Source organism: Thauera sp. WH-2 (genome assembly GCF_048321015.1).
Classification (GTDB): Bacteria; Pseudomonadota; Gammaproteobacteria; order Burkholderiales; family Rhodocyclaceae; genus Thauera.
The window spans coordinates 22126-42963 of the sequence record NZ_JBLWFG010000006.1 but is presented as its reverse complement, the minus strand read 5'-3'; the positions used below and the strand labels follow the sequence as shown (position 1 = coordinate 42963).

Here is a 20838-nt window from a genome sequence, read left to right as displayed (position 1 = left end):
TTCCTTGGCAGATGTTTCGACCTGCAGGATGTTGTGACGCCGCACTTGGCTGGACGCGACCGGTTAACCGCGCAGAAGTATATTTCATGACGACGATTGAAAGCAAAGCGATCGCTGTGCGCCACGAGCGCATCGACGACGCGGCCGCAGGGCAGCGCATCGACAACTACCTGTTGCGCCTCGCCAAGGGCGTGCCGAAGAGTCACGTCTATCGCATCGTGCGCAGCGGTGAGGTGCGGGTGAATGGGCGCCGTGTGCAGCAGACCTACCGTCTGCAGGAGGGCGACGAGGTGCGCATCCCGCCCATCCGCATCGCCGAGCCGACGCGCAGCGCGCCCGCGCCGGCGGGCAAGCCGTTGCCGGTGGTCTATGAGGACGATGCGCTGCTGGTCATCGACAAGCCATCGGGCAAGGCGGTGCATGGCGGCAGCGGGGTGAGCTACGGCGTGATCGAGCAGCTGCGCGTGCAGCGCCCGGAGCTGCGCATGCTCGAGCTTGCGCATCGCCTCGATCGCGAGACCTCGGGCTTGCTGATCGTCGCCAAGAAGCGCTCGGCCCTGACGGCGCTGCACGACATGATGCGCGCGGGGAGTGTGGAGAAGCGCTACCTGACGCTGGTGCCCGGGCGCTGGACGAACGCGATGCAGCACGTCAGGGCGCCGCTGTACAAGTACCTGACCCCGGAGGGTGAGCGTCGCGTGCGTGTGGCCGAGGACGGCAAGCCTGCGCACAGCATCGTGCGTCTAGTTCGGCGCTGGCGCGACTACAGCCTGCTCGAGGTGGAACTCAAGACCGGGCGCACCCATCAGATCCGCGTGCATCTCGCCCACCTGGGCTTTCCCTTGTGCGGCGATGACAAATACGGCGATTTCGCGCTCAACAAGCAGCTCGAGGGCGAGGGGCTGCGGCGCATGTTCCTGCATGCGGCGCTGTTGCGTTTCGCCCATCCCTTGAGCGGCGCGGCGCTGTCCTTCGCATCGCCGCTGCCCGATGACCTGCAATCCTTCATCGAGCGGCTCGATGCCGCGGAGAAAAATGCCCATGGCTGAACGTTTTGACCTCATCGTCTTCGACTGGGATGGCACGCTGATGGATTCGGCGGGCGCGATCGTGCGCGCGATGCAGGCCGCGACCCGCGACCTCGGCCTTGCCGAGCTGGCGGAGGAGCGTGCGCGCTACGTGATCGGGCTGGGGCTGGGCGAGGCCCTGCGTCATGCGGTCCCGGACCTGGAAGAGTCGGCCTATCCGCGCATGGTGGAGCGTTACCGGCACCACTATCTGTCCTCGGATCAGGAGCTCTCGCTGTTCGAGGGCGTGGTCGAGATGATCGACGCGCTCGCAGCGCGCGGGCACCTGCTCGCGGTCGCCACTGGCAAGAGTCGGATCGGGCTCGACCGGGCGCTGGGGCATTCCGGGCTGGGGCGCTATTTCCACGCCACGCGCTGTGCGGATGAGTGCTTCTCCAAGCCCCATCCGGCGATGCTCGAGGCGCTGATGGACGAGTTGGGCGCCAGCCCGGAGCGCACGCTGATGATCGGCGATACCACGCACGACCTGCAGATGGCGAAAAATGCGCGCACTGCGAGTCTCGGCGTGGGCTTCGGTGCACACCCCCTGGTGGCGCTAGAGGCAGAGTCGCCGCTTGCCTGCGTTCGCACGCCGGCCGAGATGGCGAGCTGGCTGTTGATGCACGCCTGAGCAGCTTCCGGGGTGCTTTCGACCCGTAGCGCTTGCGTCGGGGTGGGGGCTGCTCGGGGCGTCAGGCGAGAACGAGGAACAGGGTCGGTCGCCGTGCTAATGCGGGCCGTTCCGCCTTGCGCCAGTCTCGCACGGTGCGGGTGAGGATCGTCTCGCCTGCCGTATTGAGGTCGCAGGCGACGCAGACGCGGGTGGCGGGGCCGAGCTGCTTCAGCAGTGCTTCGAGCATGCGTTCGTTGCGGTACGGCGTCTCGATGAAGAGCTGCGTGCGTCCGAGCCGGCGCGATTCTTCCTCCAGTGCGCGCAGGCGCGCATCGCGCTCCATCTCTGCGACCGGGAGATAGCCGTGGAAGGCGAAGCTCTGGCCGTTCAGTCCGGAGCCCATCAGCCCGAGCAGAATGGAGGACGGGCCGACCAGCGGCGCGACGCGGATCCCGAGCGCGTGCGCGCGGGCCACGAGGCGGGCGCCCGGGTCGGCCACCGCGGGGCAGCCGGCGTCCGACATCAGGCCGAGGTCGTGACCAGCGAGCGCGGGTGCGAGCAGGGCGTCGAAGGCGGCGTCCGTCGCCTTGTCCGGATCCCCGGGGAGTTCCTGGATGTCCGTTTCGCGCAGGGGGTAAGGGTAGTCCAGCTGTTTGAGATGCGCGCGTGCCGCGCGCGCAGTTTCGACCACGAAGTGGCGCAGCTCCGCCGCGACGGCTTGCGCCTGCGCGGGCAGGAAGGCTGGCCAGGGCGTGGTTTCGCCCAGCGCCACCGGCAGCAGGTACAGCGTTCCCTTGCTGGTGGCGTGGTTTGCCGCCGCGCTCATGGCAACTCCACGCCTTCGGCGCGCAGCATGCGGGACAGGGCGATCAGCGGCAGGCCGATCAGTGCGGTGGGGTCGTCGCCGCGCATGGCTTCGAGGAGCGCGATGCCCAGTCCTTCGGACTTCGCGCTGCCGGCGCAGTCGAGCGGTCGCTCGCGCGCAACATAGCGTTGGATCTCCGCGTCGCTCAAGTCGCGGAAGCGCACATGGGTGGGGACGCCTTCCACCTGGATGTGACCGCTGCGTGTGTTGAGCAGGGCGAGCGCGGTGTGAAACACGACCGTCCTGCCGCGCATGCGCTGCAGCTGGGCGATCGCGCGCTCTTCGGTGCCGGGTTTGCCGAAGATCTCGTCATCGAGATAGGCAACCTGATCGCTGCCGATGATCAGCGCGTCCGGCCAGCGCGCAGCGACCGCGCGCGCCTTCTCGCAGGCGAGGCGCTCGGCGGTGGCCGCCGGGCGCTCGCCTGCGAGCGGTGCCTCGTCGGTCTCGGGTCGGTCTGTGTCGAAGGGGAGTTGCAGCCGCTCGAGCAGAATCTTGCGGTAGGCAGAGGTGGAGGCGAGGACGAGATTCATGATGTGGCTTTACACGCAAGTGGAAAAAATCATATCATGCGCGGCTTATGTCGCAACAAGGCGTTCCGTCCAGGGTCATTCATGATCCGTTCAGGTTTGCTACCGAGCACCGCGCCCTGCAGGGTGAAGTGCAGGTGGCCGATTTGCCGCGTCTGGCCGACGCGCTGGCCTCAACCGAGGCCGCGCTGAAGTGGTCGCTGGAGGGGGCGACGGTCGACGGTGTGCAAGGTACGGAGCCCCGTCTGCGGTTGACGGTTGCGGGCGAGCTCGATCTGTCTTGTCAGCGTTGTCTGGGCGGGCTTGCATGGCCTGTGCAGCTTGAGACGGTGCTGCAGCCGGTGCGTGCCGGTCAGCCGATCCCCGAGGAAGAGCTCGAGGACGATCAGGTCGATGCGATCGAGATCGATGGCGATCTCGATGTGCTTGCGCTGCTCGAGGACGAGGTGCTGCTCGCCATGCCAATCGCCCCGCGACACCAGGTTTGTGAGCTGCCGTCCCCAGCGGGGGCGGCGTCAAAAGAATCGCCTTTCGCTGCGCTGGCGTCGCTGCGAGGCAGTCCCAGCGCGAAATAGGCGCGATATTTGTTTTAGGAGTTTTATCCATGGCCGTTCAACAGAACAAGAAGTCCCCGTCCAAGCGTGGCATGCACCGTGCCCACGATTTCCTCACCGGCCCGGCGCTGGCGGTCGAGGCGACCACCGGTGAAGTGCATCTGCGCCACCACATCAGCCCGAACGGTTTCTACCGCGGCAAGAAGGTTCTGAAGGCCAAGGGCGAGTAATCCGGCAGCCTGGATGCGCGAAGGCGGCGCAGGGCGCTTGGCGCCCGCGCCGCCTTTTTTCCGACCACGATAACTAGAAAGCACGCGATATGCCGATGGGTGTCACCATTGCGATCGACTGCATGGGTGGCGATCACGGCCCGGTCGTGACCGTGCCCGCAGCGCTGGATTTCCTGCGCAGCCACCCCCAGGCCGGGGCGATCCTTGTCGGCCGGGAAGAGGCGATTCGGCCCCTGCTGGGCAATGCAGCCTCCGAATACGGCGCCCGGCTTCGGGTGCATCCTGCCAGCGAGGTCGTGACCATGGACGATCCGCCTGCGATCGCCATGCGCAACAAGAAGGACTCTTCGATGCGGGTCGCGATCGACCTGGTCAAGTCGGGGGAGGCCAACGCGGCAGTGTCCGCTGGCAACACCGGCGCATTGATGGCGATCTCCCGTTTCGTGCTCAAGACGCTGCCTGGCATCGACCGGCCCGCGATCGCGACCATCCTGCCGTCGGTGAAGGGGCATACCTATGTCCTCGATCTGGGTGCCAACGTCGATTGCAGTGCCGAGCACCTGCTGCAGTTCGGCGTGATGGGCGCGATGCTGGTAGCGGCGATCGAGCACAAGGAACGCCCCAGCGTCGGTCTGCTGAACATCGGCGAAGAGGTCATCAAGGGTAACGACGTCGTGAAGGAAGCGTCCGAACTGCTGCGTGGCAGCGGGCTCAACTTCTACGGTAACGTCGAGGGCAACGACATCTACGAAGGTACGGTTGATGTGGTTGTCTGCGATGGCTTCGTGGGCAACGTCGCGCTCAAGACCTCCGAGGGGCTGGCGCAGATGATCGGCGCGTTCCTGAAGCAGGAGTTCAAGCGTTCCCTGCTGACCCGGCTGATGGGTCTGTGTGCGTTGCCGGTGCTGCTGCGCTTCAAGAAGCGGGTCGATCACCGGCTCTACAATGGCGCGCCGCTGCTGGGTCTGCGCGGGGTGGTGCTGAAGAGTCACGGGTCTGCCGACAAGCTGGCGTTCGGCAATGCGCTGGGGCGTGCAGCCGAGGCGGCTTCGAACTGCCTGATCGAGCGCATCAGCGAGCGTATGGCGAGCATGAACGAGGTGAATGGATGATCTACGCACGCATCGCGGGTACCGGAAGTTTCCTGCCCGGCAGTCCGGTCAGCAACGACGATCTCGTCGCCCGGGGGATCGATACCTCCGACGAGTGGATCGTCACCCGCTCGGGCATCCGTGCACGCCACCTCGCGGCCGCTGACGTGGGTGCCAGCGATCTGGCGCGCATCGCCGCCGAGCGCGCGATCGAGGCGGCCGGCTGCGAGGCCGATGACATCGATCTGGTCATTGTCGCCACCTCGACGCCCGACTACATCTTCCCCAGTACGGCCGCGCTGGTGCAGTCCAAGCTTGGCATCCGCAACGGCGGTCCGGCGTTCGACGTGCAGGCGGTGTGCAGCGGCTTTGTGTATGCGCTCTCCATCGCGGAGAAGTTCATCCGTTCGGGCAGCCACAAGCGCGCGCTCGTGATCGGCGCAGAGGTGTTCTCGCGTATCCTCGACTGGTCCGACCGCGCTACCTGCGTGCTGTTTGGCGACGGCGCCGGCGCGGTGGTGCTCGAGGCATCGGAGCGGCCGGGCATCCTGTCTTCCGCGCTGCATGCCGACGGCAGCCATCACCCGATCCTGTGCGTGCCGGGCGGCGTGGCTTCCGGACAGGTGATCGGCGACCCCTTCCTGCGCATGGACGGCCAGGCCGTGTTCAAGTTTGCGGTCAAGGTGCTCGGCGACGTGGCCCAGGAAGTGCTGGACATCGCGGGCGAGGGTAACGAAAGTGTCGACTGGCTGGTCCCTCATCAGGCGAACATCCGCATCATCCAGGCCACGGCGAAGCGCCTCGGCCTGCCGATGGAGCGCGTGGTCACGACGGTCGATCACCACGGCAATACCTCGGCGGCGTCGATCCCGCTTGCCCTTGATGAGGCGGTGCGTGGCGGAATGATCCGTCCGGGGCACCGGGTCATCATCGAAGGCGTGGGTGGCGGCTTCACCTGGGGCGCAGCCCTGATCGATTTCTGATACTTCCCGAACTCCCAAAACTGGAGAACAGCATGGCATTTGCGCTGGTTTTTCCCGGCCAGGGCTCGCAGTCGGTCGGCATGATGGCCGCCTATGGCGAATCGGCCGTGATTCGTGACACCTTCGCCGAAGCGTCCGAGGCGCTGGGCGAGGATCTCTGGACGATGGTCTGTGATGGCCCGGCGGAACGTCTGGCGTTGACCGTCAATACCCAGCCTCTGATGCTGACTGCGGGCGTCGCGGCCTATCGTGCCTGGCTTGCTGCAGGTGGTCCGAAGCCCGACATGGTCGCCGGCCATAGCCTCGGGGAGTACTCGGCTCTGGTCGCCGCGGGTGCGCTGGCCTTCAAGGATGCGGTGCCGCTGGTGCGCTTCCGCGCCCAGGCCATGCAGGAAGCGGTGCCGGCGGGCGAGGGCGCGATGGCTGCAGTGATGGGGCTGGAGGCCGACGCGGTGCGGGAGGCCTGCGCCGAGGCGGCGCAGGGACAGGTCGTCGAGGCGGCCAACCTGAACGCCCCTGGCCAGATCGTGATCGCGGGCGCAAAGGCTGCGGTGGAGCGTGCAGGTGAGATCGCCAAGGCCAAGGGCGCCAAACGCGCCGTGCTGCTGCCGGTTTCCGCGCCCTTCCACTGTGCACTGATGCGTCCGGCTGCGGAGCGCCTGGCTGAACGTCTGGCCGGTGTGTCGATCGCGCAGCCGGAGATTGCCGTCATCAACAACGTCGATGTTGCGGTGTACGACGAGCCGGAGAAGATCCGTGATGCGCTGGTGCGCCAGGCATATGCGCCGGTGCGCTGGATTGAACTGGTGCAGGCGATGGCCGGCCGTGGCATGAGCCACATCATCGAGTGCGGACCGGGCAAGGTGCTTGCAGGCATGACCAAGCGCATCGCCAAGGATGTGGAAGGGGGTTCGGCGCACGATGCGGCCAGCCTCGAGCAAGCCATTGGCGCAGTGAGGTGAATCATGAGTTTTTCGCTTGAAGGTCAGGTCGCGCTGATCACCGGCGCGTCGCGCGGCATCGGTCGTGCGGTGGCGCTCGAACTGGGGCGCCTCGGCGCTACCGTGGTCGGCACCGCAACGTCCGACTCCGGCGCTGCCGACATCGGTAAAGCGCTCGCCGAGACAGGTGTGCAGGGGGCCGGCATGGCGCTTGACGTCACCGATGCCGCGGCCTGCGAGGCGCTGGTCGGCGAGATCGAGAAGCGCTTCGGTGCCATCGGCATCCTGGTCAACAATGCCGGGATTACGCGCGACAACATCTCGATGCGCATGAAGGACGAGGAATGGGACGCGGTGATCGACACGAACCTGCGCGCCGTTTTCCGCATGAGCAAGCTCGTGATGCGCGGCATGATGAAGGCCCGCAACGGGCGCATCATCAACATCACCTCGGTGGTGGCCAGCTCCGGTAATGCGGGTCAGGCCAACTACGCTGCGGCGAAGGCCGGCGTGGCGGGCATGACGCGCGCACTGGCGCGCGAGTTGGGGAGCCGCAACATCACGGTGAACTGTGTTGCCCCCGGTTTCATTGATACCGACATGACGCGCGCGCTTCCCGAAGCCGCGCGCGACGCCCTGTTGGGCAACATCGCGCTGGGTCGCCTGGGTCGTCCGGAAGAGATTGCCGGCGCCGTGGCGTTCCTCGCATCTCCCGCGGCCGCGTACGTGACGGGAACCACCCTGCACGTGAATGGCGGCATGTACATGTCCTGACGCTCGTCGGGATAGCGGTTCCCCGGCGTTTTGGTAGAATACGCCGGCTTTTTAAATACACCTGTCTCAGGAAGGAGTTGGTTCATGGAGAACATCGAACAGCGCGTCAAGAAGATCGTCGCTGAGCAACTTGGCGTGAACGAATCGGAGATCAAGAACGAATCTTCGTTCGTGGATGATCTGGGCGCGGATTCGCTGGACACCGTGGAACTCGTCATGGCGCTGGAAGAGGAATTCGAGTGCGAGATTCCGGACGAAGAGGCCGAGAAGATCACCACCGTCCAGCAGGCGATCGACTACGTCAACGCCCACCTCAAGAAGTAAGCCTCGTTCGCGCTCCTGAAGCGTTGCCTGCCCGGTGCCCGCAGGGTTCTGCGGTGACCCTGGGCGGGTTTTCGTTCTTTGGGGTTTCATTCCTTATTACCGAATTCAACGGAGTTGCCTGTGTCGCGTCGTAGAGTCGTCGTCACCGGTCTGGGCGTGATCTCGCCGGTGGGCAATACGGTTCCGGAAGCCTGGAACAACCTGATTGCCGGCAAGAGCGGCATCGGTCCGATCACCCGCTTCGACGCCAGCAATTTCGCTTCGCGCGTTGCGGGCGAAGTGAAGGATTTCGATGTGTCCGCCTACCTGTCGCCCAAGGAGGCACGCCGCATGGATGTATTCATCCATTACGGCATGGCAGCGGGCATCCAGGCAATCCGCGACTCCGGCCTCGAGGTCACCGACGCCAACGCCGATCGCATCGGTGTCAATATCGGCTCCGGCATCGGCGGTCTGCCGATGATCGAGGAAACGCACAACGACTTCCTCGGCGGTGGTCCGCGCAAGATCTCGCCCTTCTTCATTCCCGGCACGATCATCAACATGATCTCGGGCAACCTGTCGATCATGTTCGGCATGAAGGGGCCCAATCTCGCGGTGGTCACGGCCTGCACGACCGGACTGCATGCGATCGGCATGAGTGCGCGCATGATCGAATATGGCGATGCCGACGTGATGGTCTGCGGCGGCGCCGAGTCGACCGTCACCAATCTCGCCATCGGCGGCTTTTCCTCGGCCAAGGCGCTGTCCACGCGCAACGACGACCCCGCGACTGCCAGCCGTCCCTGGGACAGGGATCGCGACGGCTTCGTGCTTGGCGAAGGCGCCGGTGTGATGGTGATCGAAGAGTACGAGCATGCGGTCAGGCGTGGCGCGAAGATCTACGCCGAGCTTGGCGGCTTCGGCATGAGTGGCGATGCCTATCACATGACGGCGCCCGATACCGACGGTCCGCGTCGCAGCATGCTTAACGCATTGAAGAACGCCGGCGTCAATCACGATCAGGTGCAGTATCTCAACGCGCATGGCACCTCCACGCCGCTCGGCGACAAGAACGAAACCGAGGCGATCAAGCTTGCCTTTGGCGTCGAGAATGCCAGGAAGCTGGTCGTGAACTCGACCAAATCGATGACGGGTCACCTGCTCGGCGGGGCGGGCGGCGTCGAGTCGGTGTTTACTGTACTTGCGGTGCATAACCAGATTTCGCCGCCGACGATCAACATCTTCGAACAGGACCCCGAGTGCGATCTGGACTACTGCGCGAACGTCGCGCGGGAAATGAAGATCGATGTCGCGCTGAAGAACAACTTCGGCTTCGGCGGTACGAACGGGACGCTGGTCTTCCGGCGCTTCTGAACCCGGTCCGTCGCGGGCGACATGCAGTTCCCGCGCGAGATCAGGATGCAGCCCTCCCGGGCTGTGATGGCGTCAGTGCTGGTTGCGCATCTCGCAGCCGCGCTGGCGCTTTTTCACGTTTTCGGTTCGGGCGTCGGCGTGGAGGATGAAGTCGTGAATGGCGCTCGGGTCGCAGCCCTGCTGATGGTGTGGGGCGTGCTGCTGGCGACTTTGTGGCACGGTCTGCGCGCCGAGGCTGCAAAACGTGGGGTGAGCATCCTGCTGGAGCCGGGAGGTGAACTGGTGTGGTTTGCCTCCGACGTGGAACAGGGTGTGCTGTGCGGCACAGCGCCCTCGGCGACCGTGGATCTTGGTTGGGCGGTGTGGCTGAGGCCGGTGCCGCGGGTCGAGATGGGCGAGGGCACAGGAATGCCGGCGCCGGTGCCTTGGCTCATGCTGGTGCGCGCCAACGTGGGAGGCAGCGACTGGCGCGCGCTGAAGATCTGGTTGCGGCACAAGACATCACGGGACCCGGCTGCCGCGACCGAATCCCCGCCGCACTCGGTGGTCTGAAGCCTCGCCGCCGTCGGCAGCGCGCGGCGGCGTGAGTCGGCCTTCAAGCGTCAGCGTGCAAGCCCCCTGGGTGTTGCCGGGCGCAGGACAGTGTCGCGAGCCCGTGGCAGCATCTCGGGGTAGTCGCGCGAATGATGCAGGCCACGGCTTTCCTTGCGCCGAAGCGCGCAACGCACGATCAGATCAGCGGTGACCACGAGGTTGCGCAGTTCGATCAGGTCGTTGCTGATGCGGAAATTCGAGTAGAACTCGTTGATCTCACGTTCGAGCAGGCGGATGCGGTGCTGCGCGCGACGCAGGCGTTTGGTGGTGCGCACGATGCCGACGTAGTCCCACATGAAGCGGCGCAGCTCTGCCCAGTTGTGGGCGATGACGATCTCCTCGTCGGCATCGGTGACCCGGCTCTCGTCCCAGTCCGGCAGCTTCGGTGCCGGCAGGCGCTGCTTGGAAAGGATGTCCTTCGCTGCGGCTTCGCCAAACACCAGACATTCGAGCAACGAGTTGCTCGCCAGGCGGTTTGCGCCGTGCAGGCCGGTGCAGGCGGATTCGCCCACCGCGTACAGGCCCGGCACATCCGTACGTGCGGATAGGTCGGTGACGATGCCGCCGCAGGAATAATGCGCTGCCGGAACGACCGGGATGGGTTCGCGCGTGATGTCGATGCCCAGTTCCAGGCAGCGCGCGTAGATGTTCGGAAAATGCCCGCGCAGCCAGTCGGCAGGCTTGTGGCTGATGTCGAGGTAGACGCAGTCGATGCCGCGTTTCTTCATCTCGAAGTCAATCGCGCGTGCGACGATGTCGCGCGGCGCGAGTTCCTCGCGTGCATCGTGCTCGGGCATGAAGCGCGTGCCATCGGGCAGTTTCAGCAGTCCACCTTCACCGCGCACCGCTTCGGAGATGAGGAAAGACTTCGCCTGCGGGTGGTACAGGCAGGTGGGGTGGAACTGGATGAATTCCATGTTGCCCACCCGGCATCCGGCGCGCCACGCCATGGCCACGCCGTCGCCGGTCGCGACGTCGGGGTTGGTCGTGTACAGGTAGACCTTGCCGGTGCCGCCGGTAGCGAGCACGGTGTGCTGGGCGGAGAACGTGACCACACGGTCGTTGACGATGTCGAGTACGTAGGCGCCGAGGCAGCCGGCGCCGGGGTGGCCGACCTTGTCACCGACGACCAGGTCCACTGCGATGTGGTGGTCGTAGATGTCGATGTTCGGGTGGTTGCGAACATGGTCGCCGAGCGTGGCCTGCACTGCAGCGCCGGTGGCGTCTGCGGCATGGATGATGCGTCGGTGCGAGTGCCCGCCCTCGCGCGTGAGGTGGTAGCCGAGCTCTGAATCTGCCTCGCGCGTGAAGGGCACGCCGCGGTCGATCAGCCACTCGATGGCGCGCTTGCCGTTCTCGACCACGAAGCGGGTCGACTTGGGGTTGCACAGGCCGGCGCCGGCAACGAAGGTGTCCTGGATGTGCGCTTCGATGCTGTCGGTGGTGTCGAGCACCGCGGCGATGCCGCCTTGCGCCCAGTTGCTGGCGCTGTCGGCCAGTTCACGTTTGGTGACCAGCGCGACGCGAAGGTGGTCGGCAAGCCGGAGCGCCATGGATTGGCCAGCCGTGCCGCTGCCAAGAATGAGAACGTCGTACTGTTTCAGCAAGATGTCGCTCGGGCCGGATTAAAGGGAGAAGGAATATAGCACGCCATGAGAGGCCCCAATAAACCCGCTCGACCGTGCGGGCCTTGCGAGTGACTGCTCGCGAACTGCTCGATCCTGGCGGCTGGTGCCGCCTTGACAGGTGCGCCAGGCATGCAGGTCTGCATGCGAGGCGGGTTACTGAGCGGCGTTTGCGGATGAGCGCCTGAACTATTTTGCAGGGGCCGGGTCATCTGACTGTCTTCGACTACTGCTGTTGGCGTGACCGGTCGCTTATAATCCGGGCGTTTTGTCATTCAAATACCCGGAAGAACCCAGTTCCCATGAGCGATCGTGAACTCGATCAGCAACTCGTCGAGCGCGTGCAGCGCGGCGACAAGCAGGCGTTCGGCTTGCTGGTATCCAAGTACCAGCGCAAGCTGAACCGTCTGCTTTCCAGGCTGATACGCGATCCAGCCGAAGTCGAGGACGTTGCGCAGGAGACCTTCATCAAGGCCTACCGCGCATTGGGCTCGTTCCGGGGAGACAGTGCGTTCTACACCTGGCTGTACCGTATCGGTGTCAATACGGCCAAGAACTATCTCGTCTCCCAGGGCAGAAGGGCGCCAACGTCGACCAGTTTCGACTCCGAGGAGGCGGAAACCTTCGAGGACGGCGATCAGTTGCGTGACATCAACACGCCCGAGCGGCTGATGATGACCCGCCAGATCGGCGAGACCGTGGAGGACGCAATGGCCGCGCTGCCGGAGGAATTGAGAACCGCCATCATGCTGCGCGAGCTCGAGGGTCTGAGCTACGAGGAGATCGCCGGCATCATGGAGTGCCCGATAGGGACCGTGCGCTCGCGGATCTTCCGTGCGCGCGAAGCGATTGCTGAACGTCTGCGGCCTCTGCTCGATACGGCCCCGGACAAACGTTGGTAGGTAACGAGTATGAAGGACAAGGTATCGGCTCTGCTCGATGGAGATCTCGACGATCAGGCCTCTCTGGCCGTGTTCGAACGCTTGCGTCGGGATCCGGATCTGCGCGAGGACTGGGAAACCTACTGTCTGATCGGCGACACGCTGCGCGGAGATCAGCCGCGATCGAGCGGGTTCGTCGCGCGCGTCATGAGTGAACTAGAGGACGAACCCACGCTGCTCGCACCGCTCGCCCAGCCGGCGCGCGCGCAGGCGGATGGTGACGGGCGCAGACTGTGGCGGTCGCTGATGCCGCTGGCCGCCTCGGTGATGGGCGTGGCCGCGGTCGGACTCGTCGCTGCGACGCTCTATCGGCAGGAGGCGCCGGCGCCGCAGATTGCTTCCAATGCGGCCGTCGTGCAGCTCGTCAAGGCCGCGCCGTCGCAGGCGGGTACGGCAGGCTTGGGCGACGACCCGCTGCGCGAATACGTGTTCGCGCACCAGGGCCTGTCGCGTAGCGGCCCGCTGCCGGCGGGCGTGCAGTACGTTCGCACCGTTTCCGATCAGCGTCTGGGTGCCAACCGATGAGGTTGTTCGCGGTCGCGCTCGGCTTTTGCGCCCTGCTGGCGCAGGGGCCCGCTCGGGCGGACGCGCCCTCCGATCCGTTGTCCTGGCTTGGCCGGATTGCCTCGGCCGGGCAGCGGCTCAATTATGTGGGTACGTTCGTCTATCAATCCGGCGGACAGGTCGAGACCTCCCGTATCGTCCATCGCGTGGAAGGTGGGGTCGAATATGAACGCCTCGAAGTGCTCGATGGCAGTCCGCGCGAGGTGATCCGGCGGGGGAACGAGGTTCACTGCGTGTTGCCCGAGCGGCGTACGGTGATCATCGACGAAGCGGCCGGGCGACGTGCCTTTCCTGCGCGGCTACCGGGCTCGCCAGGTGGTCTCGCCGAGCACTACCGCATCCGCAAGGGCGAGGTGAGTCGCGTCGCAGGATACGAGGCGCAATCCGTGTTGCTGGAGCCTCGGGACAACCTGCGCTATGGACATGTGCTGTGGGCGGAGATGCAGACGGGCCTGCTGCTGAAGTCGCGTACGGTGGACGCGGGCGGCGGGCTGGTCGAGCAGTTCAGTTTCAGTGACTTGCAGATCGGTGGCGAGGTCGATCCCGCCCTGCTCGAGTCCCGCTTCGACCAGGGCGAGGGCTGGCAGGTAGTCAATGCGCGCGGCAACGATCTGGACGAACGTGATGCAGGGTGGTCGCTCGCGGAGCCCTTGCCCGGCTACACCCTCAGTTCGGTGATGCGCAGGCCGCTCGGCCGTGAGCGCGGTGAGGCCTTGCACATGGTGTTCAGCGATGGTCTCGCTGCGATCTCGGTCTTCATCGAGCCTGTCGGGGACGCGTCGGCGATCGGCCTCGGGCCGATCTCGAACGGAGCCATCAGCATTTTCAAACGCACGGTGAACGGGCATCTGGTCACGACCCTGGGCGAAGCGCCTGAGCAGGCCGTGCGGCGGCTCGGCGAGAGCGTGCGGGCCCGCGAGCAATGATGCAGGCGCGGGCGCGCGTTCTTCGGGTCGAGGGCGGGCAGGCCTGGTTGAAGCTGTCCGAGAGTACCGGTGGCTGCGGGCGCTGCGACGAGCCGGGGGGCTGCCGCTCGGTGCAGATCAGTCATGCCTTCGGCCTGCCGAAAGAGGAGTTCGTGCTGCCGACCCGGCTGGATCTGAAGCCGGGTGACAGCGTGCTGATCAGCATCCCGGAGGGCGCTCCGTTGCGCGCGGCATTCGCGAGCTACGGGCTGGCCTCGCTGCTGCTGCTGCTGGGGGCTGCACTGGGAAATCACCTGGGCGGCGCAGTGCGGGCGGATCTCTACGCCCTGATCGGTGCACTCCTTGGTCTCGGCCTTGCCTGGGCAGCCAACCGGGCGCTTCCGCGTAGCCGCAACTGGCGCAGTCGCCTGCACATGGAGCTCACGCGGGAGGACGAGTGCGTACGAACCTTGCGCCCGTTGCAGCAATGAAGCGTCCGTCCGCGCATTCTCCCGACTGGGCCTTGCGGGTCTTCGTGGTCGTGCTCTGCGCGTGGCTGCTGCTTCCCCTCGGGACCGTGGGTGCGGCAGAGATCGTGCTGCCCGACTTCCGCGTGCTCGCCGCTCAGCAGGGCGCAGCCGTGGTCAACATCAGCGCGACGCAGCGCAGTGAGGCCCCGGTGCGCATGCCGTTCCGGCTTCCGGAACTGGACGAGTCGGACCCGATGTTCGACTTCTTCCGAAAATTCATCCCCCGCACGCCGGACAACCCCGGTCTGGGCGCCGACCCGGAGGACCGTTCGCTCGGGTCTGGCTTCATCATTGGCGCGGACGGTTACATCCTCACCAATGCGCACGTGATCGAGGGCGCCGAAGAGGTGCTGGTGCGGCTCGCGGACAAGCGCGAGTACGATGCCACTGTAATCGGTGCGGATGTCCGTAGTGACATTGCACTGCTGCACATCGATGCCGCTGATCTGCCGCACGTGGTGCTTGGCGATCCGGAAGCGCTGCAGGTGGGGGAGTGGGTGCTGGCGATCGGGTCGCCGTTCGGATTCGAGCAGTCGGTGACGGCAGGCATCGTCAGCGCGAAGGGGCGCAGCCTGCCGGATGAGAACTTCGTACCCTTCATCCAGACCGATGTGGCGATCAACCCGGGTAATTCGGGTGGGCCGCTGTTCAACCTGCGCGGCGAGGTGGTCGGCATCAACTCGCAGATCTACAGCCGTACCGGTGGCTTCATGGGCCTGTCGTTCGCAATTCCGATCGATGTTGCCATGGACGTGCAAGCACAGTTGCGCACCCAGGGCCGGGTGGAGCGTGGCCGGATCGGGGTGTCCATCCAGGAGGTCACGCGCGACCTGGCAGACAGCTTTGGTCTGCCCCGTCCTGCAGGCGCACTGGTGAGCATGGTCGAACCGGAGGGGCCCGCTGCGCGCGCGGGCGTGATGCAAGGGGACGTGATCGTGCGCTTCAACGCGCGTGTGGTGGAAAGCTCCGCCGACCTGCCGCGCATTGTCGCCGCGGCGCGCCCGGGCAGCAGGGCGCAGGTGGAGATCTACCGCGGTGGCGTGCCGGAGGCGCTGGAGATCGAGGTCGGCGAGTGGCAGGATCCGGAGCAGGCGCCCGAGCAGGCCGCTGCGCAGGGGCCGGCTCAGGCGCCAAACCGCCTCGGTCTGGAACTGGCCGAGCCCACAGCGGTGCAGCGCCGTGAGCGTGGCATTGAAAGCGGCCTGCTGGTGCAGCGTACGCAGGGTCCAGCCGCGCGTGCCGAGATCGTGCCCGGCGACCTGGTGCTGGCGCTGGTGAGAAAGGGGCAGCAGATCCGCCTGGGCAAGCTCACCGATTTCGAGCACGCGGTCGCTGGGCTTGCACCCGGCGAGCAGGTGACGCTGCTCGTCCATCGTGGCGATGGTGCATCCTTCGTCAGCCTGCGGGCGGCGCGATGACCGGCGAGACGGCAGATGCCTGCTTCACGGTCATGAGCCGGCAGTGGTGCCACCTGTGCCACGACCTTGTTGCCGCGCTCGAGCCGATCGCGCAGGAATATGGCTGGCGCATATGCGTGCTGGACGTCGATGAGGATCCTGCGCTGGAGGCGCGCTGGGATGAACTGGTGCCCGTGCTGCTGCACGGCGAACAGGTGTTGTGCAACTACCATCTCGACGAAGCGGCGGTACGCGCTTATTGCAGTGGTTTTCCGCTAGAATCGCGGGCTTGACGCGGTCGCCAAGCACCGGCCGCGACCCTTCCGAACATTTTTCCGAAACGGGTGCTGTGAGGCACCCTTTTCGTTTCGCATGAACCACATACGCAATTTCTCCATCATCGCCCACATCGACCACGGCAAATCCACCCTGGCCGACCGACTCATCCACTTCTGCGGCGGACTGTCCGAGCGCGAGATGGAAGCGCAGGTGCTCGACTCGATGGACATCGAGCGCGAGCGCGGCATCACCATCAAGGCGCAGACCGCGGCGTTGCATTACAAGGCGAAGAATGGTCAGGTTTATAACCTGAATCTGATCGACACGCCGGGACACGTCGACTTTTCCTACGAGGTCAGCCGCTCGCTTGCCGCGTGCGAGGGGGCGCTGCTCGTCGTCGATGCCTCGCAGGGCGTCGAGGCGCAGACGGTGGCCAACTGCTATACCGCGCTCGACCTCGATGTCGAAGTGGTGCCGGTGCTCAACAAGATCGACCTGCCTGCGGCGGATCCTGAGAACGCGCGTGGCGAGATCGAGGATGTGATCGGCGTCGACGCCTCCGAGGCGATCCTGTGCTCGGCCAAGACTGGCCTGGGCGTGGAAGACGTGCTCGAGGCCATCGTGGCACGCGTGCCGCCGCCGGTGGGCGAGCCCGAGGGGCCGCTCAAGGCGCTGATCATCGACTCGTGGTTCGACAACTACGTCGGCGTGGTGATGCTGGTGCGGGTGGTCGATGGCGTGCTGAAGCCCAAGGACCGCATCCTGCTGATGTCGAACGGTCTGCAGTATCCATGTGACCAGGTCGGCGTCTTCACTCCGCGCTCGGTGGCGCGTGCAGAACTGCGGGCCGGCGAGGTGGGCTTCATCATCGCCGGTATCAAGGAGATCGAAGCCGCCAAGGTGGGCGACACCGTCACGCTCGCCAGCCGGCCCGCAGCCGAGGCGCTGCCCGGCTTCAAGGAGATCAAGCCGCAGGTGTTCGCCGGCCTGTATCCAGTTGAATCCTCCGAGTACGACCAGCTTCGCGACTCGCTGGAGAAACTGCGCCTGAATGACGCCTCGCTGCAGTTCGAACCGGAGGTCTCGCAGGCGCTCGGCTTCGGCTTCCGTTGTGGCTTCCTTGGTCTGCTGCACATGGATATCGTGCAGGAGCGCCTGGAGCGCGAGTTCGACATGGACCTCATTACCACCGCGCCGACCGTGGTGTACGAGGTGGTGCTCAACGATGGCTCGGTGATCCACGTCGAGAACCCGGCCAAGCTGCCGGAGCCGGGCAAATACCAGGAGATCCGCGAGCCCATCATCACCGCGACCATCTTCCTGCCGCAGGACTACGTCGGTCCGGTGATCACGCTGTGCAACCAGAAGCGGGGCAACCAGATCGACATGCGCTACCACGGCCGTCAGGTGCAGCTGATCTACGAGATGCCGATGAACGAGGTCGTGATGGACTTCTTCGACAAGCTCAAGTCGGTGTCGCGCGGCTATGCTTCGCTCGACTACGACTTCAAGGAGTACCGCACGGCCGATCTGGTCAAGCTGGACCTCATGGTGGGCGGCGAGAAGGTCGATGCGCTGTCGGTCATCGTGCACCGCGCCAGCGCACAGTACCGCGGGCGCGAGCTGGCGAGCAAGCTGCGCGGGCTGATTCCGCGCCAGATGTTCGATGTGCCGGTGCAGGCGGCGATCGGTGCGCACATCATCGCGCGCGAGACGATCAAGGCGCTGCGCAAAAACGTGCTCGCCAAGTGCTATGGCGGCGACATCACGCGCAAGAAGAAGCTGCTCGAGAAGCAGAAGGAAGGCAAGAAGCGCATGAAGCAGGTGGGCAACGTGGAAATTCCGCAGGAGGCCTTCCTCGCCGTGCTGCGCACCGACGAAGGCAAGTGACGGAAACCGCATGAATTTCGCCCTGACTCTTTTCCTGCTCCTGGTCGCCACCGGCGTGCTGTGGTTCTTCGACCGCTTCCACGCACGCAAGCTGCGCCCGGCCGGTGCGCCCAACCCCTGGTGGGTGGAGTACGGCGCGAGCTTCTTTCCGGTGATCCTGATCGTATTCGGCCTGCGTTCCTTCGTGGTCGAGCCGTTCAAGATCCCTTCAGGCTCGATGATTCCGACGCTGCTGGTGGGCGACTTCATCCTGGTCAACAAGTGGACCTACGGTATCCGACTGCCGGTGATCAACAAGAAGATCATCGACCTCAACGATCCGCAGCGTGGTGACGTGATGGTGTTCCGCTATCCGGCGGACCCCTCGATGGACTACATCAAGCGCGTGGTTGGCGTGCCGGGCGATCGGGTCGAGTACGTCAACAAGCGGCTCACCATCAACGGCGAGGCTGTCCCGATCGAAGAGAACGGCACCTACCTGCATCCGGACCGGCTGTATTACTCACCGCAATACACCGAGCAACTCGGCACGGTCGAACACTCAGTGCTGATCGAGCGCGAGGCGCCTGCCTTTGTGCCGCATGTGCTGAATTTCCCGAACCGTGACAATTGCACCTATACGCACTCCGGGCTGCGCTGTACCGTGCCTGAAGGGCATTTCTTCGTGCTCGGCGACAACCGTGACGCAAGCAGCGACAGCCGGGTCTGGGGGTTCGTCCCGGAAGAGAACATCGTGGGGCGCGCCTTCTTCATCTGGTTCAACTTCAGCGACATGAAGCGCATCGGCAGCTTTCATTAAGACTCGGGAGACCTCATGAACCACACATCCCAACGCGGCGTGAGCCTGCTCGGCGTGATGATCGTCGGCGCCTTTGCGGCCTTTCTGTTGATCGTCGCCTTTCGCACGGTGCCGGTTTTCAATGAGTACATGGCGATCAAGCGCATCGTCGGCATCCTGGCCAATGACATCGACAATGGCACGTCGGTGATCGAGGCGCGACGCAATTTCGACCGGCGCAAGTCCATCGACGACGTTTCGAGTGTTTCCGGTGCCGATCTGGTGATCGACCGCAGCGGAGGAAAGACCGTGGTGGAGGTCCAGTACGCCCGCACGGTGCCGCTGGTGGCCAACGTGAGTCTGCTGTTCGAGCTCAGTCCGAGCAGCGAGGTGCGTTGACCCGATGACCGCGGAACGCTTGCAGGCCCGACTCGGGCACGTCTTCGCCTCGCCCGGCCTGCTGCAGGAGGCGCTCACGCACCGCAGCTTCGGCCAGCCGAACAACGAGCGCTTCGAGTTCCTCGGCGACAGTATCCTCAACTGCGTCATGTCGATCGCGCTCTTCGAGCGTTTCGAGGCCCTGCGTGAGGGAGAACTCTCGCGGATCCGTGCGTCGCTGGTGCGTCAGGATGCGCTGTATCGCGTCGCGTTAGACCTCGAACTCGGCGAGTGCCTCCGCCTTGGGGAGGGCGAACTGCGGTCCGGTGGGGCGGGCAGGCCCTCGATCCTTGCCGATGCGGTGGAGGCGGTTTTTGCGGCTGTGTTTCTCGATGGCGGTTTCGCGGCTGCCAAGTCGGTCATCGACCGTCTCTACGCACCGCTGCTCGCCGAGGTCGACCCACGCAAGCCCAGCAAGGACCCCAAGACAGCGCTGCAGGAGTGGCTGCAGGGCCGCAGATTGCCGCTGCCGGCGTATTCGATGGTGCAGGTGCTGGGCGAAGCGCACTCGCAGGAGTTCGAGGTAGCCTGCGACATTCCCAAACTCGGTGTTCGCACCCTGGGCCGCGGCCCGAGCCGGCGCATCGCCGAACAACAGTCGGCCGAGCTTGCGCTCGCCGCGGTGAGAAAGAAATGAGCGAAGTCCCCAGCACGCCGGCGGCAAGCGCTGAAGATCATGACGAGCAGGCATCCCGTGCCGGCTTCGTCGCCATCGTCGGCCGCCCCAATGTCGGCAAGTCCACGCTGCTCAACCGTTTGATCGGGCAGAAGATCAGCATCGTCTCAAGTAAGGCGCAGACCACACGCCATCGCGTCACCGGCATCCTCACAGAGCAGGGGGTGCAGTTCGTCTTCGTCGATACGCCGGGCTTTCAGACCCACCACCGCAACGCGCTCAACCGCGCGATGAACCGCACGGTGTCGCAGGCGCTGGCCGACGTCGACCTGGTGTTCTTCGTCATCGAGGCGGGGCGCTTCACCGACGATGACCGCAAGGTGCTCAGCGTGATCCCCGAGTCGTCACGGGTGATTCTCGTCATCAACAAGGTGGATCAGCTCAAGGACAAGGCGCGCCTGCTGCCCTTCATTGATGAGCTCCGCCAGTTGCGGGCGTTCGCCGAGATCGTGCCGTTGTCGGCGGAGAAGGGGCGCAACGTCGAGGCCCTGATTGCTGCGGCCACGCCATTGTTGCCGGTCGGTGAGCCGATGTTCGAGGAAGACGAGGTGACTGATCGCAGCGAGCGCTTCCTCGCCTCCGAGTTCCTGCGCGAGAAGCTGTTCCGCCTGCTGGGCGACGAGTTGCCTTACGGTATCGCGGTCGAGATCGAGAAGTTCGAGGTCGAGGGCAATCTTCGCCGTATCTTCGCGGCGGTGATCGTCGACAAACCCGGCCACAAGGCCATGGTGATTGGCCGTGGGGGCGAGAAGCTCAAGCGGATTTCGAGCGAGGCGCGTGTCGAGCTCGAGAAGCTCTTCGATGCCAAGGTCTTCCTCGAGGTTTGGGTCAAGGTGAAGAGCGGCTGGGCCGACGACGAGCGCGCGCTGAAGAGCCTGGGGTACGAGTAAGCC

At 65.1% G+C, this 20838-nt stretch carries 25 protein-coding genes; 22 read left to right on the top strand and 3 right to left on the bottom strand.

The features are described 5' to 3' along the window. Window positions 1–86: 86 nt before the first annotated feature. Together ACNKW1_RS11225 and ACNKW1_RS11220 are read left to right on the top strand one after the other, a co-directional pair. Window positions 87–1049: an RluA family pseudouridine synthase gene (locus ACNKW1_RS11225; protein WP_418364678.1), complete on the top strand. Its 963-nt coding sequence runs from the start codon at window positions 87–89 to the stop codon at window positions 1047–1049. Beyond that, window positions 1042–1698 carry an HAD-IA family hydrolase gene (locus ACNKW1_RS11220; RefSeq protein ID WP_418364677.1) on the top strand — a complete coding sequence of 219 codons (657 nt, stop codon included), beginning with the start codon at window positions 1042–1044 and terminating at the stop codon, window positions 1696–1698. Before ACNKW1_RS11225 ends, ACNKW1_RS11220 begins: the two co-directional genes overlap by 8 nt. Before the next feature lie 61 nt (window positions 1699–1759). Here the strand turns inward: ACNKW1_RS11220 and ACNKW1_RS11215 are convergent, their stop codons facing one another. Together ACNKW1_RS11215 and ACNKW1_RS11210 are read right to left on the bottom strand one after the other, a co-directional pair. After that, the gene (locus ACNKW1_RS11215; RefSeq protein WP_418364676.1) at window positions 1760–2506 is read right to left on the bottom strand and encodes an SAM-dependent methyltransferase; all 747 of its coding nucleotides are present in this window, start codon (window positions 2504–2506) and stop codon (window positions 1760–1762) included. After that, window positions 2503–3078: a Maf family protein gene (locus ACNKW1_RS11210; protein ID WP_418364675.1), complete on the bottom strand. Its 576-nt coding sequence runs from the start codon at window positions 3076–3078 to the stop codon at window positions 2503–2505. Before ACNKW1_RS11210 ends, ACNKW1_RS11215 begins: the two co-directional genes overlap by 4 nt. A 47-nt stretch (window positions 3079–3125) precedes the next feature. Between ACNKW1_RS11210 and ACNKW1_RS11205 the strand changes: the two genes are divergently transcribed. The 9 genes from ACNKW1_RS11205 to ACNKW1_RS11165 all read left to right on the top strand — a co-directional run bounded on the left by ACNKW1_RS11205 (window position 3126) and on the right by ACNKW1_RS11165 (window position 9880). After that, a complete protein-coding gene (locus ACNKW1_RS11205) occupies window positions 3126–3650 on the top strand; it encodes a YceD family protein (RefSeq protein WP_418364674.1) in 525 nt (174 codons plus the stop codon). 29 nt (window positions 3651–3679) lie between these two features. Beyond that, window positions 3680–3859 (top strand): 50S ribosomal protein L32, encoded by a 180-nt coding sequence (gene rpmF, locus ACNKW1_RS11200; protein WP_418364673.1) that lies wholly within the window; start codon window positions 3680–3682, stop codon window positions 3857–3859. A gap of 95 nt (window positions 3860–3954) precedes the next feature. After that, a complete protein-coding gene (gene plsX, locus ACNKW1_RS11195) occupies window positions 3955–4971 on the top strand; it encodes a phosphate acyltransferase PlsX (RefSeq protein ID WP_418364672.1) in 1017 nt (338 codons plus the stop codon). Next, window positions 4968–5933: a beta-ketoacyl-ACP synthase III gene (locus tag ACNKW1_RS11190; RefSeq protein ID WP_418364671.1), complete on the top strand. Its 966-nt coding sequence runs from the start codon at window positions 4968–4970 to the stop codon at window positions 5931–5933. Before plsX ends, ACNKW1_RS11190 begins: the two co-directional genes overlap by 4 nt. Before the next feature lie 32 nt (window positions 5934–5965). Next, window positions 5966–6895, top strand: coding sequence for an ACP S-malonyltransferase (fabD, locus tag ACNKW1_RS11185; RefSeq protein ID WP_418364670.1), 930 nt, complete (start codon window positions 5966–5968; stop codon window positions 6893–6895). A gap of 3 nt (window positions 6896–6898) precedes the next feature. Then, complete coding sequence (gene fabG, locus ACNKW1_RS11180) at window positions 6899–7648, top strand: 3-oxoacyl-ACP reductase FabG (RefSeq protein WP_418364669.1); 750 nt, start codon at window positions 6899–6901, stop codon at window positions 7646–7648. Window positions 7649–7732: 84 nt separating this feature from the next. Beyond that, complete coding sequence (gene acpP, locus ACNKW1_RS11175) at window positions 7733–7972, top strand: acyl carrier protein (protein ID WP_011765359.1); 240 nt, start codon at window positions 7733–7735, stop codon at window positions 7970–7972. Window positions 7973–8092: 120 nt separating this feature from the next. Beyond that, the gene (gene fabF / locus ACNKW1_RS11170; RefSeq protein ID WP_418364668.1) at window positions 8093–9328 is read left to right on the top strand and encodes a beta-ketoacyl-ACP synthase II; all 1236 of its coding nucleotides are present in this window, start codon (window positions 8093–8095) and stop codon (window positions 9326–9328) included. Window positions 9329–9373: 45 nt separating this feature from the next. Further along, window positions 9374–9880: a hypothetical protein gene (locus tag ACNKW1_RS11165; RefSeq protein ID WP_418364667.1), complete on the top strand. Its 507-nt coding sequence runs from the start codon at window positions 9374–9376 to the stop codon at window positions 9878–9880. A 50-nt stretch (window positions 9881–9930) separates the two neighbouring features. On the opposite strand, the gene nadB is transcribed toward ACNKW1_RS11165, so the two are convergent. Next, a complete protein-coding gene (nadB, locus tag ACNKW1_RS11160) occupies window positions 9931–11529 on the bottom strand; it encodes an L-aspartate oxidase (RefSeq protein WP_418364666.1) in 1599 nt (532 codons plus the stop codon). Window positions 11530–11849: 320 nt separating this feature from the next. Here nadB and rpoE point away from each other — a divergent pair, with 320 nt between their 5' ends. From rpoE to era, 11 genes are all read left to right on the top strand, one after another. Then, a complete protein-coding gene (gene rpoE, locus ACNKW1_RS11155) occupies window positions 11850–12449 on the top strand; it encodes an RNA polymerase sigma factor RpoE (RefSeq protein ID WP_418364665.1) in 600 nt (199 codons plus the stop codon). A 9-nt stretch (window positions 12450–12458) separates the two neighbouring features. Next, on the top strand, window positions 12459–13013 hold the full coding sequence (locus tag ACNKW1_RS11150) for a sigma-E factor negative regulatory protein (RefSeq protein ID WP_418364664.1): 555 nt from the start codon (window positions 12459–12461) through the stop codon (window positions 13011–13013). Then, window positions 13010–13978: a MucB/RseB C-terminal domain-containing protein gene (locus ACNKW1_RS11145; RefSeq protein ID WP_418364663.1), complete on the top strand. Its 969-nt coding sequence runs from the start codon at window positions 13010–13012 to the stop codon at window positions 13976–13978. Before ACNKW1_RS11150 ends, ACNKW1_RS11145 begins: the two co-directional genes overlap by 4 nt. Next, window positions 13975–14448, top strand: a complete 474-nt coding sequence (locus ACNKW1_RS11140) for a SoxR reducing system RseC family protein (RefSeq protein WP_418364662.1) — start codon at window positions 13975–13977, stop codon at window positions 14446–14448. The genes ACNKW1_RS11145 and ACNKW1_RS11140 overlap by 4 nt, the downstream gene beginning before the upstream one ends. Further along, window positions 14445–15905 carry a Do family serine endopeptidase gene (locus tag ACNKW1_RS11135; RefSeq protein ID WP_418364661.1) on the top strand — a complete coding sequence of 487 codons (1461 nt, stop codon included), beginning with the start codon at window positions 14445–14447 and terminating at the stop codon, window positions 15903–15905. Before ACNKW1_RS11140 ends, ACNKW1_RS11135 begins: the two co-directional genes overlap by 4 nt. Next, window positions 15902–16177: a glutaredoxin family protein gene (locus ACNKW1_RS11130; protein WP_418364660.1), complete on the top strand. Its 276-nt coding sequence runs from the start codon at window positions 15902–15904 to the stop codon at window positions 16175–16177. Before ACNKW1_RS11135 ends, ACNKW1_RS11130 begins: the two co-directional genes overlap by 4 nt. A gap of 79 nt (window positions 16178–16256) precedes the next feature. Then, a complete protein-coding gene (gene lepA / locus ACNKW1_RS11125) occupies window positions 16257–18053 on the top strand; it encodes a translation elongation factor 4 (protein ID WP_418364659.1) in 1797 nt (598 codons plus the stop codon). Between the two features lie 10 nt (window positions 18054–18063). Next, entirely contained in the window at window positions 18064–18852 is a 789-nt protein-coding gene (lepB, locus tag ACNKW1_RS11120) for a signal peptidase I (protein ID WP_418364658.1), read from the top strand. Between the two features lie 15 nt (window positions 18853–18867). After that, window positions 18868–19230: a DUF4845 domain-containing protein gene (locus ACNKW1_RS11115; protein ID WP_418364657.1), complete on the top strand. Its 363-nt coding sequence runs from the start codon at window positions 18868–18870 to the stop codon at window positions 19228–19230. A 4-nt stretch (window positions 19231–19234) separates the two neighbouring features. Beyond that, window positions 19235–19906 carry a ribonuclease III gene (rnc, locus tag ACNKW1_RS11110; RefSeq protein WP_418364656.1) on the top strand — a complete coding sequence of 224 codons (672 nt, stop codon included), beginning with the start codon at window positions 19235–19237 and terminating at the stop codon, window positions 19904–19906. Further along, a complete protein-coding gene (era, locus tag ACNKW1_RS11105) occupies window positions 19903–20835 on the top strand; it encodes a GTPase Era (RefSeq protein ID WP_418364655.1) in 933 nt (310 codons plus the stop codon). The genes rnc and era overlap by 4 nt, the downstream gene beginning before the upstream one ends. Window positions 20836–20838: the final 3 nt, after the last annotated feature.